The 14,445-nt window shown below is 51.9% G+C and carries 14 protein-coding genes; 7 read left to right on the forward strand and 7 right to left on the reverse strand.

Annotated features, from left to right (window positions below):
- Positions 1 to 14: 14 nt before the first annotated feature.
- From mnmA to SYN_RS11805, 6 genes are all read right to left on the reverse strand, one after another.
- Complete coding sequence (gene mnmA, locus SYN_RS11780) at positions 15 to 1,079, reverse strand: tRNA 2-thiouridine(34) synthase MnmA (protein WP_258165136.1); 1,065 nt, start codon at positions 1,077 to 1,079, stop codon at positions 15 to 17.
- A gap of 25 nt (positions 1,080 to 1,104) precedes the next feature.
- A complete protein-coding gene (epsC, locus tag SYN_RS11785) occupies positions 1,105 to 2,061 on the reverse strand; it encodes a serine O-acetyltransferase EpsC (RefSeq protein WP_011418386.1) in 957 nt (318 codons plus the stop codon).
- 71 nt (positions 2,062 to 2,132) lie between these two features.
- Positions 2,133 to 3,044 carry a quinolinate synthase NadA gene (gene nadA / locus SYN_RS11790; RefSeq protein WP_011418387.1) on the reverse strand — a complete coding sequence of 304 codons (912 nt, stop codon included), beginning with the start codon at positions 3,042 to 3,044 and terminating at the stop codon, positions 2,133 to 2,135.
- A 10-nt stretch (positions 3,045 to 3,054) separates the two neighbouring features.
- Positions 3,055 to 3,678, reverse strand: a complete 624-nt coding sequence (gene metW, locus SYN_RS11795) for a methionine biosynthesis protein MetW (protein ID WP_011418388.1) — start codon at positions 3,676 to 3,678, stop codon at positions 3,055 to 3,057.
- The gene (locus SYN_RS11800; protein WP_011418389.1) at positions 3,668 to 4,846 is read right to left on the reverse strand and encodes a homoserine O-acetyltransferase MetX; all 1,179 of its coding nucleotides are present in this window, start codon (positions 4,844 to 4,846) and stop codon (positions 3,668 to 3,670) included. The genes metW and SYN_RS11800 overlap by 11 nt, the downstream gene beginning before the upstream one ends.
- 193 nt (positions 4,847 to 5,039) lie before the next feature.
- Positions 5,040 to 5,468 (reverse strand): RrF2 family transcriptional regulator, encoded by a 429-nt coding sequence (locus SYN_RS11805; RefSeq protein ID WP_041585068.1) that lies wholly within the window; start codon positions 5,466 to 5,468, stop codon positions 5,040 to 5,042.
- A 681-nt stretch (positions 5,469 to 6,149) separates the two neighbouring features.
- On the opposite strand from SYN_RS11805, the gene SYN_RS11810 reads away from it, so the two are divergent.
- The 3 genes from SYN_RS11810 (at position 6,150) to SYN_RS11820 (ending at position 7,761) form a co-directional block, all read left to right on the forward strand.
- Entirely contained in the window at positions 6,150 to 6,413 is a 264-nt protein-coding gene (locus SYN_RS11810; RefSeq protein WP_011418392.1) for a hypothetical protein, read from the forward strand.
- A 219-nt stretch (positions 6,414 to 6,632) separates the two neighbouring features.
- Positions 6,633 to 7,184, forward strand: coding sequence for a hemerythrin domain-containing protein (locus SYN_RS11815; RefSeq protein ID WP_041585069.1), 552 nt, complete (start codon positions 6,633 to 6,635; stop codon positions 7,182 to 7,184).
- 397 nt (positions 7,185 to 7,581) lie between these two features.
- Entirely contained in the window at positions 7,582 to 7,761 is a 180-nt protein-coding gene (locus SYN_RS11820; RefSeq protein ID WP_011418395.1) for a hypothetical protein, read from the forward strand.
- 81 nt (positions 7,762 to 7,842) lie between these two features.
- On the opposite strand, the gene SYN_RS11825 is transcribed toward SYN_RS11820, so the two are convergent.
- Positions 7,843 to 8,028 (reverse strand): hypothetical protein, encoded by a 186-nt coding sequence (locus SYN_RS11825; protein WP_041585070.1) that lies wholly within the window; start codon positions 8,026 to 8,028, stop codon positions 7,843 to 7,845.
- Here SYN_RS11825 and SYN_RS11830 point away from each other — a divergent pair.
- The 4 genes from SYN_RS11830 (at position 8,023) to SYN_RS11845 (ending at position 14,423) form a co-directional block, all read left to right on the forward strand.
- Complete coding sequence (locus SYN_RS11830; protein WP_011418397.1) at positions 8,023 to 10,434, forward strand: tetratricopeptide repeat protein; 2,412 nt, start codon at positions 8,023 to 8,025, stop codon at positions 10,432 to 10,434. The genes SYN_RS11825 and SYN_RS11830 overlap by 6 nt on opposite strands.
- Complete coding sequence (locus tag SYN_RS11835; RefSeq protein WP_049749989.1) at positions 10,431 to 11,243, forward strand: polysaccharide deacetylase family protein; 813 nt, start codon at positions 10,431 to 10,433, stop codon at positions 11,241 to 11,243. Before SYN_RS11830 ends, SYN_RS11835 begins: the two co-directional genes overlap by 4 nt.
- Positions 11,244 to 11,712: 469 nt before the next feature.
- Positions 11,713 to 12,978: a HEAT repeat domain-containing protein gene (locus SYN_RS11840; RefSeq protein WP_011418399.1), complete on the forward strand. Its 1,266-nt coding sequence runs from the start codon at positions 11,713 to 11,715 to the stop codon at positions 12,976 to 12,978.
- A complete protein-coding gene (locus tag SYN_RS11845; protein ID WP_011418400.1) occupies positions 12,975 to 14,423 on the forward strand; it encodes a glycosyltransferase family 2 protein in 1,449 nt (482 codons plus the stop codon). The genes SYN_RS11840 and SYN_RS11845 overlap by 4 nt, the downstream gene beginning before the upstream one ends.
- Positions 14,424 to 14,445 lie beyond the last annotated feature (22 nt).

The raw sequence follows: 14,445 nt of genomic DNA on the forward strand, positions 1-14,445 counted from the left end.
ATGACCTCTCAATTTTAATTGGCGTAATGCAGCGCTTCCTCGATGACTCCCCCGCCCAGCACTTCATCCTCTTGGTATAGAACAACGGCCTGACCGGGAGTGACGGCGTCCTGATCTTCCGCAAAATAGACCCGGATTCGATCCCCTTCCGGAACGATCCGGCAGGAACAGGTTCTCTTCCGGTGCCGGATTCTGGCTTCCGCCTCCTGAGGCCGTTCCGGGGTCAGCCAGTTCATCTCACCGGCCACCAGCCCCTGCGCATAGACATCCTCTTTACCGCTGACAATCACAGAATTGCCGGCTACATCGATGGCCACCACATACAAGGGGAAAGGAGAGCTGATCCCCAAACCATGGCGTTGACCGATGGTATAGAAAACGGTTCCCGAATGCTCCCCCAGGACACGGCCGGAACGGTCGACAATGGGTCCCGGATGAACCGGGCAGCCTTGCTCCTGCAGAAAATCCCGATAACTGTCCTGAGTGACAAAGCACAGATCCTGGCTTTCCGGTTTTTCCGCAATGGGAAGAAGGGCCTGTCGTGCGATTTCCCTGACTTCGTCCTTGGTCCGGTCTGCAAGAGGGAAAAGAATATGCTCCAGGGCGGCGACAGGGATGGGGTAGAGAAAATAGGTCTGATCTTTCACAAGATCCTTCGCTTTCTTTAAAATCCACCGGCTTTCTTTCCGCTCAATCTTTGCGTAGTGTCCGGTGGCCAGGTAATCAAAGCCCATGGTCCGGGCCGAGTCCAGCAAGTGGCCGAACTTCAGGTAACGGTTGCAGTCAATACAGGGATTGGGAGTCCTTCCGAGGCGATATTCCCGCACAAACTTGTCGATCACACAGGTTTCCAGCAGCGGCGCATAGTCCAGGACATAATGGGGAATTCCCAGAATTTCACAGACTCCCCGGGCATCCTCGATGGCCTCCCGCCCACAGCAGCGCACTTTGTTTTCTTCCTCACGAACTCCGAGACACATGGTCACTCCGGCAACTTCATAACCTTCTTCCTTCAGAAGCAACGCGGCTACGGAAGAATCCACGCCGCCGCTGATGGCCAGCAGAACCCTTTTCTTCAAGATCGTTTCAACCTTTCCTGTTTTTTCAGATCCCGGCGCCATCACTGAAATCACTCTGGCAGGACTGCGCCTGGGTGATCCGGCTTTGAGGCGGCACGCTGTTAACCAGCCAGACGTTGCCTCCGACGACCGATCCGCGACCGATCGTGACCCTTCCCAATATCGTAGCCCCGGAATATACGATGACGTCATCTTCTATAATGGGATGGCGGGGCACCCCTTTGACCAGCATGCCGTTTTCATCCTTCTGAAAACTCTTTGCTCCCAGGGTAACGCCCTGATAGATGCGCACCCGGTTGCCGATGATGCTCGTTTCGCCGATCACCACGCCGGCGCCGTGATCGATGAAGAAGGACTCTCCGATTGCCGCGCCGGGATGGATGTCGATTCCGGTGAGGCTGTGGGCCTGTTCCGCAATCATTCTAGGGATGAAGGGCACCTCCAGCTTTTGAAGTTCATGAGCCAGGCGATGGTTGGTGAGCGCCAGCAGCCCCGGATAGCAGAAGATGACTTCATCCAGACTGGAAGCCGCCGGGTCGCCTTCATAGGCCGCACAGGCGTCGGTCATGAGCAACCGCTGGATGACCGGCAGTCGTTTAAAAAAGGCGGTCGCGATGAACTGCGCCTGCTCATGACAATCGGACAGGCATGTTACTCCATCCCGGCAGGCAAAACACAGTCCCTTCTGGATTTGATCGACCAGAACAGGTTGCACGCGATCCAATGCGGATCCGATATGAAAATGAACGCTGTCTTTCTTCAGGTGGGAAAACCCGAAGTAGCCGGGGAAAAGAATCGACCGCAATGTCTCCATGACTTCTCTGATGACGTTCTGAGAAGGCAGGGACTGGTTATGCCTGTCATTCCGGCACCCGCCGTTAAGACCGACATTGATGGAGCAGAGAGCTTCGACGAGAGAGTCCATGTACCTGTCCGGGGACATTTCTTTGCTTTTTTCCCATACAATTTCTGTATTGATCATTTTGATGACCTTTTTCCTGATTCTCTTATGAATTCTTTATCCGCTGTCGGCCATTAATAGAGGGTCGCATTTCACGGACGGTAGTTCAGCATCCTCTCGATGCTGGCGTAAGCCCGACGGGCAATTTCCGCAGGCGGGTTCACTTCGTGAACATTATCTTCCAGGCTCCACAGAACCTTTTCCAGCGTGGTGCGCTTCATGTTCGGACAGACAGCCAGTTCTGAGACCGGATAGAACACCTTTTCGGGATTTTCCTTCTTCATCCGGTGGATAATCCCGACCTCCGTCCCGACGATGATTTCCGTTGCGGGCGTTTCCTGCACATATCGGCACATCCCTTCCGTGGAAGCCACTTTGTCCGCCAGGTGCGTCACCGCGGGCCGGCATTCCGGGTGGGCAATGAACACGGCATTGGGATGCAATGCCTTTTCCCGTTCGACGTCTTCCGGCAGAATCTTCGCGTGAGTCGGACAGAAGCCGTGCCAGGTGATAAAGGACCTCCCTGTCTGTTCCGCCACATAAGCCGCCAGATACTGGTCCGGCGCAAAAATGATTTCCTTAGCACCCTTCAGCACCTCCCGGACCATGGTGACGGCGTTGGCCGAGGTACAGCAGAGATCGCACTCCGCCTTGACTTCCGCCGAAGTATTCACATAGCAGAGAACCTTGGCGCCCGGATGTCGGGCTTTCAGCTCCCGCAACTGCTCTCCGGTGATCATGTCCGCCATGGGACAGCCGGCGTCGGGGTCCGGCAGCAGGACCGTCTTCTCCGGTGAAAAGATCTTTGCTGTCTCGGCCATGAAGTGGACGCCACAGAAGACGATCACTTTGGCGTCTGTCGAGGCGGCCTGGATGGACAGCCCCAGGGAATCTCCCACGAAATCGGCGATATCCTGCACTTCAGGGCGCTGGTAATTGTGCGCAAGGATCACGGCCTGACGTTTCCGCTTCAGTTTCTGAATTTTTTGAATAATGTTTTCCATGGTTGCACCTTCAATTTTGAAATGACTTGTCCACAGTCAGAAGAAAGACAGCGAGTTCGGCCAGCAGATTGGGCCGGCAGGCTACGATCCGCTGGCCACGAAGATAGCGGGTCTGGAGCACTTTGATACCCTTCCTCTCGCAGAAATTCCTGAAATCGCTGATACTCAGAAACCGCACGTTTGGTGAATCATACCACCGATAAGGCAGTGCCTCGGTGACCGGGGACCTCCCCTGGAAAAAAAGCCGGAAGCGCGAGCTGATCTCGGCAAAATTGGGAAACCCGACGATCACCCGCCGGCCGACCCTCAGGGCATCCGCCAGAAGGGCATCCGCATTCCGCACTTCCTGCATGCTCTGATTCAAGATGACGTAATCAAAGGACTTGTCCGGATATTCCAGCAGGCCGCTTTCGATATCGTCATGGCAGACGCTCAGCCCTTTCTTCACGCACTCATAAACGGCGCTCTCGTTGATCTCGATCCCCTGCCCGCGGGTATTGCGACTCCGGGCGAGAAAGGCCATCAGGTCGCCCGTGCCGCAGCCCAGATCCAGGATTCTTGCGCTGGGATGGATCATTTCGGCGATGATCCGATAGTCCGGAGGAATAGGGTTTTCTTTTTGTCTAACGTTCATGGCTGCTGCTCAAAAAATTCCGTATCAAAGTGGTCTGCCCTTCCGTTTCCACCAGAAAGGCATCATGGCCGTAACTGGAATTCAGTTCACAGGAGGTCACGTCCACCTGTCCCTTTTTCAACTGGCGCACGATGTCCTGGGATTGACTGGGCGGGTAAAGCCAGTCCGACGAAAACGAAATGATGAGAAACCGGGCATCCCGCACCCCGTCCGGGGAAATCAGCCGGTCTCCCGACAGGTCGAAGTAGTCGAGCGCCCGCGTGATGTAGAGATAGGCATTGGCATCGAACCGCTTCACAAACTGATTCCCACGATATTTCAGGTATCCCCCGACCTCGAACTCCGGATCAAAGGGAATGCCTTTTAAAACCTGAGTCCGGTTGCGGGAAAATTTTTGTTCCATGGACGCTTCACTCATGAAGGTGATATGGCCGATCATCCGGGCGATGGCAAGTCCCCGGTCCGGAGGGCCGTAGTCATAGTAGTCTCCGGACCGCCACGTTCGATCAGCCATGATGCTCTGCCGGATCACCTCGTTGAAGGCGATCTGCAGAGGCGAATGCCTGGCTGTCGTGGCAATGGCGATCACGGAACGCACCCGCTGCGGGTAGGAAGCGGCCCACTGCAGGGCCTGCATGCCGCCCATGGACCCTCCGGCAACGCACAGCAATCGTTCAATGCCGAAAAAATCAATCAGGCGACGCTGGGCCTCCACCATGTCCCTGATCGTGATGACAGGGAAACTCAGGCCGTATGGCTTTCCTGTCGCCGGATTGAGTGATGCTGGTCCGGTTGACCCCTTGCATCCCCCGATCACGTTGGAACAGAGAACGAAGTAACGATCCGTGTCGAAGGCCCTGCCAGCCCCGATCATGTTGTCCCACCAGCCCGGTTTCTGCTCACCGGCGTGATAACCGGCCGCATGGGCGTCGCCGGAAAGGGCGTGGCAGATCAGGACGGCATTGGACTTCTGCGCGTTCAAGCACCCATAGGTTTCGTAGGCCAGGGTCACCGGCCCCAGTTTTTCGCCGCTTTCCAGGTCTAGATTTTCCGATGGTTCGGCAAAGTTGAAATATCGGGTTTCTACTTGATCCATGCTGTCTAATTTCAATGGATTTCCGGATATGACTTCCACGGCGTCCGGAAAATCTGAAAAACTTCCTTTCATACTCCCCCGATCTCCCTGATGAGATTATAAATATAAATAAAAAACCCGCTGCTCTTGTTCCTTTGATGCGGGGCAGCGGGTTGATTTCCGAGTTCATGTCATCTTTGCAGATATTACATGCACAAATGCCCCCTTCCCGCAGAGCGGCACATTAAATGACAACGACACATCAATCCGGATCGATCGTTACCTTTCATGTCGCCTGTTTCTCTTTTTCCGTCTGTCGTTTGACCATGGTCTCCAGGGTAAGAGATTCCAGGGTCTTCAGAATGACCCGAGTCGCTTCCTGCCATACGTTGCGGGTTATACACGTGCTCGCCCGCTCACATATCGAAGCATTGTCCACGCAGTCCACGAGACACAAGGGACCTTCCACCACCTGCATGATATCCTTCAGCGTGATGTCCTCCGGATTCTTTGCCAACTGGTACCCCCCGTGCGCTCCCCGGGTTGAATTGATCAATCCGGCAGTCTTCAGGGGATGAATAAGCTGCCAGAGATATTTTTCGGAGATTCCCTGACGCTGTGCGATATCCTTGAGAAAAATGGGGCCTTCGTTATAATGAACAGCCAGATCCAGCATAAAACGCAACCCGTAACGGCCTCTGGTGGAAAGTTTCATAATCTGCCCTGATTTAATGTAAAGTATCTCTACCGATTTAGTAGAGATTATAGAGATTAAATTTATTCTGTCAAGGAAAAACTCCAGAGTCGTATTCTCCATTAACTTAAACAGTTCCAAAGACAAGTGTTTTTGTTATCATGAACAATGAAGCCGCATATTTCAGTTCAATAATTTCAATTGGCTGCTCAGCTATTCGACCTGATTTTCACCCATCAGGCCTGCGCTCCTGAGAAAGAAGAAATCTGCCGCACAAACGATTTGCCCGCAAATTTCACTCTTTTAAATTGGATTGAAGTCCGCACCAGCGACCCCTTCTGTAGAGATCTGACTTTCTCCTTTGACATAATCGCGGCAAACTTAATGTTTAAATCATGAAGGCTTACAGCAGGGGGTGTTGATTGATTGAATGATTTGAAGCTTCAATTGGAGATCAATGATGATCGCATTTATTGTGATTCGAGGATTCCGGGAATGCATCCTTTGTGTAATAACAGTTCTAATCTTTGAGGGTCACAGGAACAGTCTGCCTGGATTACTCCCGGAAATGTTTCTTAACCGGTGAATCGATCGAAATAAGTATCGATTTTACTGTATTGATAATATTATAATAGTAACCAAATGCCTGCTTGTAGTTGATTAGAAATAGAAACCTTACTGGACTCGGAAAGGAGAAAAACCATGGCAGATCCCTGGAAAGAAAAAATTATATGCATGATTCAGTGTCCGCGCTGTGGCAGCTCACTCAAGGCGGATGATAAAAGGATTTTATCAGTTTATGACCACGAGCCCATCTGCATGAAATGTAAGAGTGAAGAGGAAAAACGTCCTGATTATGAAGAATATTCAAAAAAAATGATTGGGCAGTGCCTGATTGACGTGGAGATGGCACAAAGCGATCCGGGAGGATATTGTTATCATCATTTTTATCCTTACAAATGCTGAGTTTTGAATGAAAGTGTCCCAAAGGCCTTGATGAAGGCCATCAGACGGACTTAGTCATTAACAGCGATCGACATTGCGCCTGCAAAGGAAAGAACACACCCTTTATAGAAAATATTTCAAGACTTTCGAAGAATTGAACCCGGACGGTTCGGCAATCCGCCGCGATTCCAGAGAAAGCCGTTGTTATTCTGCATTCATGCAACGATGAGGAGGTCAGATATGAAAGCGACGCAACAGTTAAGAAACGAGCATGAAGGCGTCAAGATCATGCTCAATATTTTGGAACAGGTATGCCGACAATTGGAAACAGATGGAAATCTGAACGAAGAACATTTTGATGGAATTCTGGAGTTCCTGAAAGTCTTTGTGGACAAATGTCATCACGGCAAAGAGGAAGATTTGTTGTTTCCTGCACTGATAACTGCGGGGGTTTCCAAAGATGGTCCTATTGCCGTCATGCTTCAGGAACATGAAATGGGAAGAAATTATGTCAAGTCCATGAGCGATGCCTATGCCGCTTGTGCTGGCGGTAATGAATCCGCATCCAAAACCATCAGGAAAAATGCGCTTGCCTACATTACGTTGCTGAGAAATCATATCGAAAAGGAAAATAACGTTCTATTTGTAATGGCTGACAGTCTTTTATCGGAAAAAACACAGGATGAACTGTTTGAAGGTTTTGAGAGAATAGAAGAGGAGCGAATTGGAGCAGGCAAACATGAAGAATTTCATGGTTTACTCGGGAAGCTGAGCAAAATGTACCTGACTTAACCGGCATTGGAACGCTGATAAGCGGGCAAGCTGCCTTGTCGCTATAACGCATTTGAATCACAGAATAACTCAAGGATGAAAGCGTTGAGAAAGGGCGGGAATTTGTTGAAGCTTACGTCGATTTTACTCATTATGTGGAGCGGCTTCATCTGGATGCGACAGACAGAGGGTGCGTTTTAAAAGGGAACCATACCGCTTTTCTGGAGGGATGAGCGGTATAACCGTTCTTTTATTGAGTGATCCAGCTGTAAACGATTTTATTCTGGAGAGTGAAGGCATGATGGAAGTCACACAAAAAGCAGCTGATAAGCTGAAGAAAATTCTGAAGAGCGAGAGAGGACCCGGCACGGTGAGGATCATACCGCATAAGTTTTGCTGAGGCCCGTCGTCTCTGGCCATGACTCTGGATGAGCCAAAGGAAAACGATACCATTTTTATAGAACAGGGCATCACCTTTGCGATAGACAGGGATCTTCTGGAAAAGGCCGGACCTATCCAGCTCGATTACAGCGAAACCGGGTTTCAATTGACATCCAGCCTGGCAGGACCGGCATTTGACTTTCAACTCTTAACTTGATCAATTCCTCACTTTCTTTTCTACGATAGAAAAAAGGCGACATGCCTTTTGACATCATCTGATGTATTAGTCGTATTTAACTCAAAAGAATTTCATGCAAAGTGGAGATGACATTCCGTATTCAGATTTGCGTTTTTTCAGAAGAACTGCTTGCACAAGAGGAAGAGATTCTTTAAAATCTGCAATCTTTGATTCTGCGACAGGGAACGGACATGCCTTGTAAACTTCATCGCCGGCTTTTTCCGCATCGGGAACAGTTTCATGCATAATCCCATAAACCATGAAGATCTTGGTTTTTTTGCACTGAAACAGGGGCATTTCCCGGAAGCTGTCAATATCTTCCGGCGCGCCCTCGATGAAAAGAAGACAGCCCGGGCCTATTTTGGTTTTGGAATTGCCCACGACAGGCTGGAAGACTTTCCGACTGCCCGCTGGGCCTATTACAAGGCCCTGGACATCGATCCCCAAAGCGTGGAGATTCAGCAGCACATCGATGAAGTGGACAGACGTATCGCCGCCCTTGCGGGCAGTTCCCATCCGAAGCGGCGCGAAGTGCGATTCAGGGCCTTGAAGGACACCTTCGAAGTCTTGACCGGCAGAACCTGGAAACCTCTTTTTGTCAAGGCCATCAATCTCGGCCTCGCCCCTCCCGGCTCCTATCCCGGCGAATATGCCATCCGGAAAGGAACCTACCGGGCCTGGTTCGAACAGATGCAGGCCCTCGGCTTCAACGCAGTCAGAATCTACACACTCCACCCACCGGCTTTTTACGAAGCGCTTTACGAATTCAACGAAAAGCGCGGGAAGCTGTTTCTTCTGCAGGGCATCTGGGCGGAGCTTCCAGATAACGGCGATTTTGGTCACGACCTTTATCTTCGCTATATCAGACAGCAGATCACCGAGGCCGTGGATGGCGTTTTCGGCAGCGGCTCCCTCCCTGAACGTCCGGGCTATCCGCATGGAACCTATACCTGCGACGTTTCTCCCTGCACGCTCGGATTTATTGTGGGCAGAGAATGGGAAAGCTGCCCCGTTGCCGCCTTCAACAGCAAAGAAGGGAGAAGGCTGAACGATTCTGACGGCTCCTTCATTCAAGTTTCGGCAGGCACCCCCTTCGAGAACTGGATCGGCCGGATAGGCGACTTTCTGCTCGGCTATGAGTCGAGCCGTTACGGGACAGTCCATCCCCTTTCAACGATCTGCTGGCCCACGCTGGATCCCCTGGTTCATCCCTCGGAATCCCGTTATGAGGATGATCTTCACCGCCAGGGACAGCGCATCCGCACAGAGGGATGCAACGAAAATGAAGACGTCGAATCTCTCGATCCGGCAAAGTTCAAGGTGAAGCAGGGGGCGGGTTTTTTCGCCACGTACCATGCCTACCCTTACTATCCCGATTTCATGAACAACGATTATCTCGATGACGAAACGCCCTACCTGTCTTATCTCTCCAATCTCAGGCGGCGCCATGGCAGACAGCCGGTCATCATCGGTGAATTCGGCGTTCCTTCCAGCAGGGAGGTGTCCCACTGGCATGTGAAGGGCTGGCACCACGGCGGCCACAACGAGGTGCGTCAGGGCGAAATCAACGGTGAGATGATGCTGGCGATCCACCGCGCGGGACTGGCGGGCGGGGCTGTGTTCAGCTGGTTTGATGAATGGTTCAAAAAAAACTGGCTTTTCATGGCCTATGAACTGCCGCCGGATCGCAATGCGCTCTGGTTCAATTTCCAGGACGCGGAGCAGAACTATGGCCTTATCGCCGCTTATCCGGGCTATCCGGGCAGGATGGTTTCCCTGTCCGGCAACCGGGAAGAGTGGCAAAACGCAACGCCCCTGTCCCGCAAGGAAGGTCCTCCGCTCTTCCTGTTCGACGACGGGGGCGATGACGCCCGCACCCTGGCGCGTCTTGCGGCTCAGCATGACGAAGGGTTTTTTTATCTGAGGCTGGAAACGCGGGGTAAAATCGATTTTTCCAAGGCCCATTATGTGATCGGACTGGATACCTGCGATCCTTCAGCAGGCGAGTTTGTCCTTCCCTTCAACCTCAATGTCACCAGTCCTTTGGGATTGAAATTTATTATTCATCTCTGCGGCGCGGAGAGAAGCCGGATCCTCGTCTGTCCTGCCTACGATAAATATCTGAACGCCGCAAGGCGGGAAATCCATCCGGGCAGATCCTTTGAGGGGGCCTGGATCGTCATGCAGAACAGACCCAATGTCCGCCGCACCAGCAAGGACGGACGGCGCTTCTATCCATCCCGGGTCGTCCCCATGAGCAATCTCAGACAGGGCAGCCTCGACCCGAATCACCGACAATACGATTCCCTCGCCGATTTCTTTGTCAGTGAAACCGCCATTGAACTCCGCATCCCCTGGGGGCTCATCCAGTTTACCGACCCAAGCTCGAAAACGGTACTCTGGAAGAAGGGCGCTGAAGAAACCCGGAAGACCGACGGTATCCGGGCTATTGCCTGCTCCTTCAAGCCGGAAAGTCAAAGCATGGCCGCCGTGCCAACCGGGCGGAACTTGAATGCCGCCGACATGCTGCCCTTGAGCGGCTCGCCGTCACAGACATACACATGGAAGGAATGGGATACTCCCCTTTATCATTTTTACACCAAACGCAGCGCGGGCATCTATCAGCGCTACCTCGAGAAGCTGCCGTCATGACGAAAAATCTTGATCGAAGAACTTTCCTGAAAGGAGCGGGCGCTCTGCTCGCTCTCCCGTTTATCGGACAGGCCTGTACATCACTGGCGCCGGTTCTCGACCAGGATTCCGTTATCACTGGGGCCGAAGGCGGCCTGCCGGTCCTGCTTTATCATGATATTTCAGACTCCTTTTCCGACGCTTATACCGCAAGTGCCACTCAATTCGCCAGTCAGATGGAATGGCTTTACAGCAACGGCTATTCGGCAATTTCTCTCAGCCGGCTCAAGGATTCTCCACTTCCCGAAAAAGCCGTCGTCATCACCTTCGACGACGGATACGCGTCTTTCATGGATTTCGCTTTCCCCCTTCTGCAATCGTACCGGTTTAAAGCAACAATCAACATCATCGGCAATGCTGTGGGATCTTATCTGCCTATGGCCGGCAACAGGCCCATGCTGAGCTGGGATGAGTACCGATATCTCACAGCCGGGGGTATTGTTGACCTCGGCTGCCATACCTTTAAACTGCATGCCTTCCGCCACCGGGGTGTGCTGGATGTCCCGGAAAAAATGCTTTACGACGATCTCAAGCTGTTCCAGGAAACCATGAAGCGGGAAATCGGCAGATCTTCCGGGATCATTGCCTGGCCATACGGCTTCTACTCCCGGCGCGCAATGGAGATCGCCACACAGGCGGGATTCCACTGCATGCTTACGTCACGGCGGGGCTTTTTCGGTCCGGCAAGCCCCCTGAACGAGATCCCCCGCATCTCTGTCGGCAGCGACATGAAATTCGAAACATTCAAGTCAATACTGCACAGCGCATAGTTTCCCAAAAAACGCCTCCCCGCCTTTACAGAAATTTATTTCATTTTTCAGGCGACATCCGGATTGCCTCTGCAGTTTTTTCCGATCTCAGCCGCGATTGTTTTCCCTGTATTCCCCCATCCAGGCGGAACAGATCCCACCCGGCAGGATACATTTGTTCCTTATCATTCAATAGAATCAAATAGATAAGAAATGCGTCCCGCTTATTGCCGTTCCCCGCGAGTGAGATATATCACATCGCGCTTGGTGAGGACTATCACTCTGCTCCCATTGCGCAGCCCCAATGATGTCTGTAAGTGTAACTTAAAACATGATTGTTTGGCAGGGGCTAAGATCAGAGAATCCGGAACAAGACCGAAGGAAGCAGCCACGCCTCACGATCCCCGGTTTTTATGCAGGCGATAACAGAGAAGATGAAAAGCTGTAAAAGCGTTTCACAACATCATCAAGCAGAAAGGAGGCAAATAAAATGACTATTTCCCAGCTCTTTCTGATTTCGTTCATTATCTTCATATTCTTTCTGATACTTACCTCAATAATGGCATCGATTTGCAGACGTGTGTGGAATAAGCGGCGTTATGAAAAACTCGACCTGCTGCGGGAACTATTAAGACCAGCTCTCAGGGACAGCATTGCCACAGGTTCCATCGACGCGTTTACCCGGGACACGAAAATTCCTGCCGGTTCCCTGAAATGGGAGGCACTTGAACAGATTCTCCTGGAAATGTGCGAAGGGGTGGAGCAGAAAACGGAGACGTTGAAACTTTTTCAGGCCCTCGGTTACGTGCAATACTATCAGAAACAGTTGTCCGGACGTTCCTCATCGATCAAGCTCTCGGCCACCGCCGATAAACTCGGTAAAATCGGCGATCCGTCGGCAATACCTTTCCTTGTTCAACTGCTGCAACACAAGGAATCGGAAGTTGTGACTGTTGCCTTCCGTTCTCTGTGCCGCATCGGATCGACTGAAGCTCTGAGCGGCGTCCTGACCGCTCTTCCAGCTCTGCTCAAAGGAGGCAAGGTAACGGCCAAAGCCATTCAGACATCGCTGCTGCTTTTTGGACCGTGGGCCGGTGAACCGTTTCTTAAATATGCCGCTCATAAAGATGACCCGGAAGTGCTGTCGGTGATGATCGAGACGCTGATCGCTTACCCCGTCAGCCCTGAGATGTTTCAGTTCGCCCTGTCCAGACTGTCTCACCCGAATGCCGAAGTCAGGGCAAAGGCATTGAAGCTTCTGGCACGACACGACATGAGACAGGCTTCTTTCCCTTACAATCCACAGATTTTCCAGCCTTTGCTGAAAGATCCCGTGTGGTATGTCCGGCTCCAGCTGGCCCGTACCATTGAGACCCTGAGGTGTGATCAGTACATTGAAATGCTGAAAAAACTCGTGCTCGACAGGCAATGGCAGGTCAGGGATGCAGCAACCGCATCCTTGATCAACACGGGAGAGGAATCGATCGATGCCTTCCTGGAGTTGCTCGAAACCGAGGATCGGTTTGCGAAAGAGGGCATCTCGGAAGCTGTCCAGCGTACCGGTTATAAAACCAGACTGATAGAATGGCTTGGCGGCGTCGATCTTCAACAGAAATTCAAGGCTCTGCGCATGATGACCATGATGGATCGTGCAGGATTCCCCACGCCGATGCGTGAAGCGATCGAAGCCGGCTGCATCGGGCCGGAATTAAGCAAAGAATTGGCCGAAGTCCCGCAGACAGGAGGTGCCGTATGAAAGCGATCCTTGTTTCGATTATAATCGGCTTCAATTACTTCATTGGTTTCTACTATGGATTTGTCCAGGTCATTTACACTCTCATGCTGACAATCGCCCTTGTGGTCATCCTCCGGCATCTCAACAGAATCCGGTATGCCCCTTTCAGAGACCTTGAAAAGCGTTCAGAGATGCCTCCTGTCAGCATCATCATCCCTGCCAGGAATGAAAGCGAAGTCATTATCAGGAGCATCGAGTCTTCACTGACCATGAACTACCCCGGACTGGAGGTGATTGTCGTCAATGACGGTTCAACGGATGGCATGCTGGATATGCTGATTTCCCACTACTCGCTGCAGCGCATTGACCCCTTGTACCGCGACCTGATCAAAACCCGGCCTGTCAGAGGGTTTTACTGCACCAGCAAAATTCCCAATCTGCTCATTGTGGACAAGGAAAACGGAGGCAAGGCGGATGCGATCAACTGTGCGATCAATGTCTGCAGGTCTCCCTATGTCTGTGTCCAGGACGCGGATTCCGTTCTGGAAAAAGATGCCCTGATTCGACTTGCCACGCCTCTGGTTCAAAGCGAGGTGCCGGTTATCGCCTGCGGCGGTGTCGTCCGGGTTCTGAACGGGACAAAGCAGGAGGGCAATGTCGTAACCTCGATTGAACTTCCCAGGCGCAGCACACTGGCCTGTTTCCAGATCGTTGAATATCTGCGGAGTTTTCTGTTCGGCCGGGTCGGTCTGGATGCAATGAACTGCAATCTGGTGATATCAGGCGCCTTCTCTTTTTTCCAGAAGGCCGCGCTTCTCAACATCGGTGGTTTCGCCACCGACAATGTGGCTGAGGACATGGAATTGATCGTCCGCATGCATCGGCACTACAGGCTGAAAAAAATACCCTACCGGATCCGCTTTATTTCTGATCCCATCTGCTGGACGGAGGTACCGGAAACATTCAGGATGCTGGGACGTCAGCGGCGACGATGGCATCTGGGGATGATCCAGACGGTCTGGAAACATAAATCGCTGATTTTCAATCCGCGCTATGGACAGATCGGACTGTTCGCGATGCCCTACACCGTTTTTGTCGAGATGATCAGCCCGCTGCTCGAGTTCCTCGGCTACATCGTCATCCCCCTGTCCTATTTCTTCGGGCTGATCAATGCGGATTATTTCCTGCTGTTTCTGGCGCTCGCGATTGCATACGGGGTTTTCCTGTCCACGATGGGAATTTTTCTCGAAGAAATCACTTTCCGCCGCTATCCGAAATGGAGCGACCTCTTCAAACTGCTTCTCTACGGAGTGCTGGAAAATATCGGCTACCGCCAGCTCAATTCATTCTGGCGATTTCAGGCGTTTTTTCAATTTCTCTTCGGACGCATCAAATGGGAGCACGTCAAAAAGAAGGGAGACTCGCCATCACAAATGCGTGTTTCAACGGTTCATTCCGAATCTTAACCCTGTAACCGGCATGAAATTA

This window comes from Syntrophus aciditrophicus SB (assembly GCF_000013405.1).
Taxonomy (GTDB): Bacteria; Desulfobacterota; Syntrophia; order Syntrophales; family Syntrophaceae; genus Syntrophus; species Syntrophus aciditrophicus.

Coding starts and splice junctions, on each gene's coding strand:
- SYN_RS11810 (WP_011418392.1), top strand. CDS start 6,150: ATGGCAGATCCCTGGAAAGAAAAAATTATATGCATGATTCAGTGTCCG.
- metW (WP_011418388.1), bottom strand. CDS start 3,678: ATGAACGTTAGACAAAAAGAAAACCCTATTCCTCCGGACTATCGGATC.
- SYN_RS11840 (WP_011418399.1), top strand. CDS start 11,713: ATGACTATTTCCCAGCTCTTTCTGATTTCGTTCATTATCTTCATATTC.
- SYN_RS11805 (WP_041585068.1), bottom strand. CDS start 5,468: ATGAAACTTTCCACCAGAGGCCGTTACGGGTTGCGTTTTATGCTGGAT.
- SYN_RS11845 (WP_011418400.1), top strand. CDS start 12,975: ATGAAAGCGATCCTTGTTTCGATTATAATCGGCTTCAATTACTTCATT.
- nadA (WP_011418387.1), bottom strand. CDS start 3,044: ATGGAAAACATTATTCAAAAAATTCAGAAACTGAAGCGGAAACGTCAG.
- SYN_RS11830 (WP_011418397.1), top strand. CDS start 8,023: ATGCATAATCCCATAAACCATGAAGATCTTGGTTTTTTTGCACTGAAA.
- epsC (WP_011418386.1), bottom strand. CDS start 2,061: ATGATCAATACAGAAATTGTATGGGAAAAAAGCAAAGAAATGTCCCCG.
- SYN_RS11800 (WP_011418389.1), bottom strand. CDS start 4,846: ATGAAAGGAAGTTTTTCAGATTTTCCGGACGCCGTGGAAGTCATATCC.
- SYN_RS11820 (WP_011418395.1), top strand. CDS start 7,582: ATGACTCTGGATGAGCCAAAGGAAAACGATACCATTTTTATAGAACAG.
- SYN_RS11815 (WP_041585069.1), top strand. CDS start 6,633: ATGAAAGCGACGCAACAGTTAAGAAACGAGCATGAAGGCGTCAAGATC.
- SYN_RS11835 (WP_049749989.1), top strand. CDS start 10,431: ATGACGAAAAATCTTGATCGAAGAACTTTCCTGAAAGGAGCGGGCGCT.
- SYN_RS11825 (WP_041585070.1), bottom strand. CDS start 8,028: ATGCATGAAACTGTTCCCGATGCGGAAAAAGCCGGCGATGAAGTTTAC.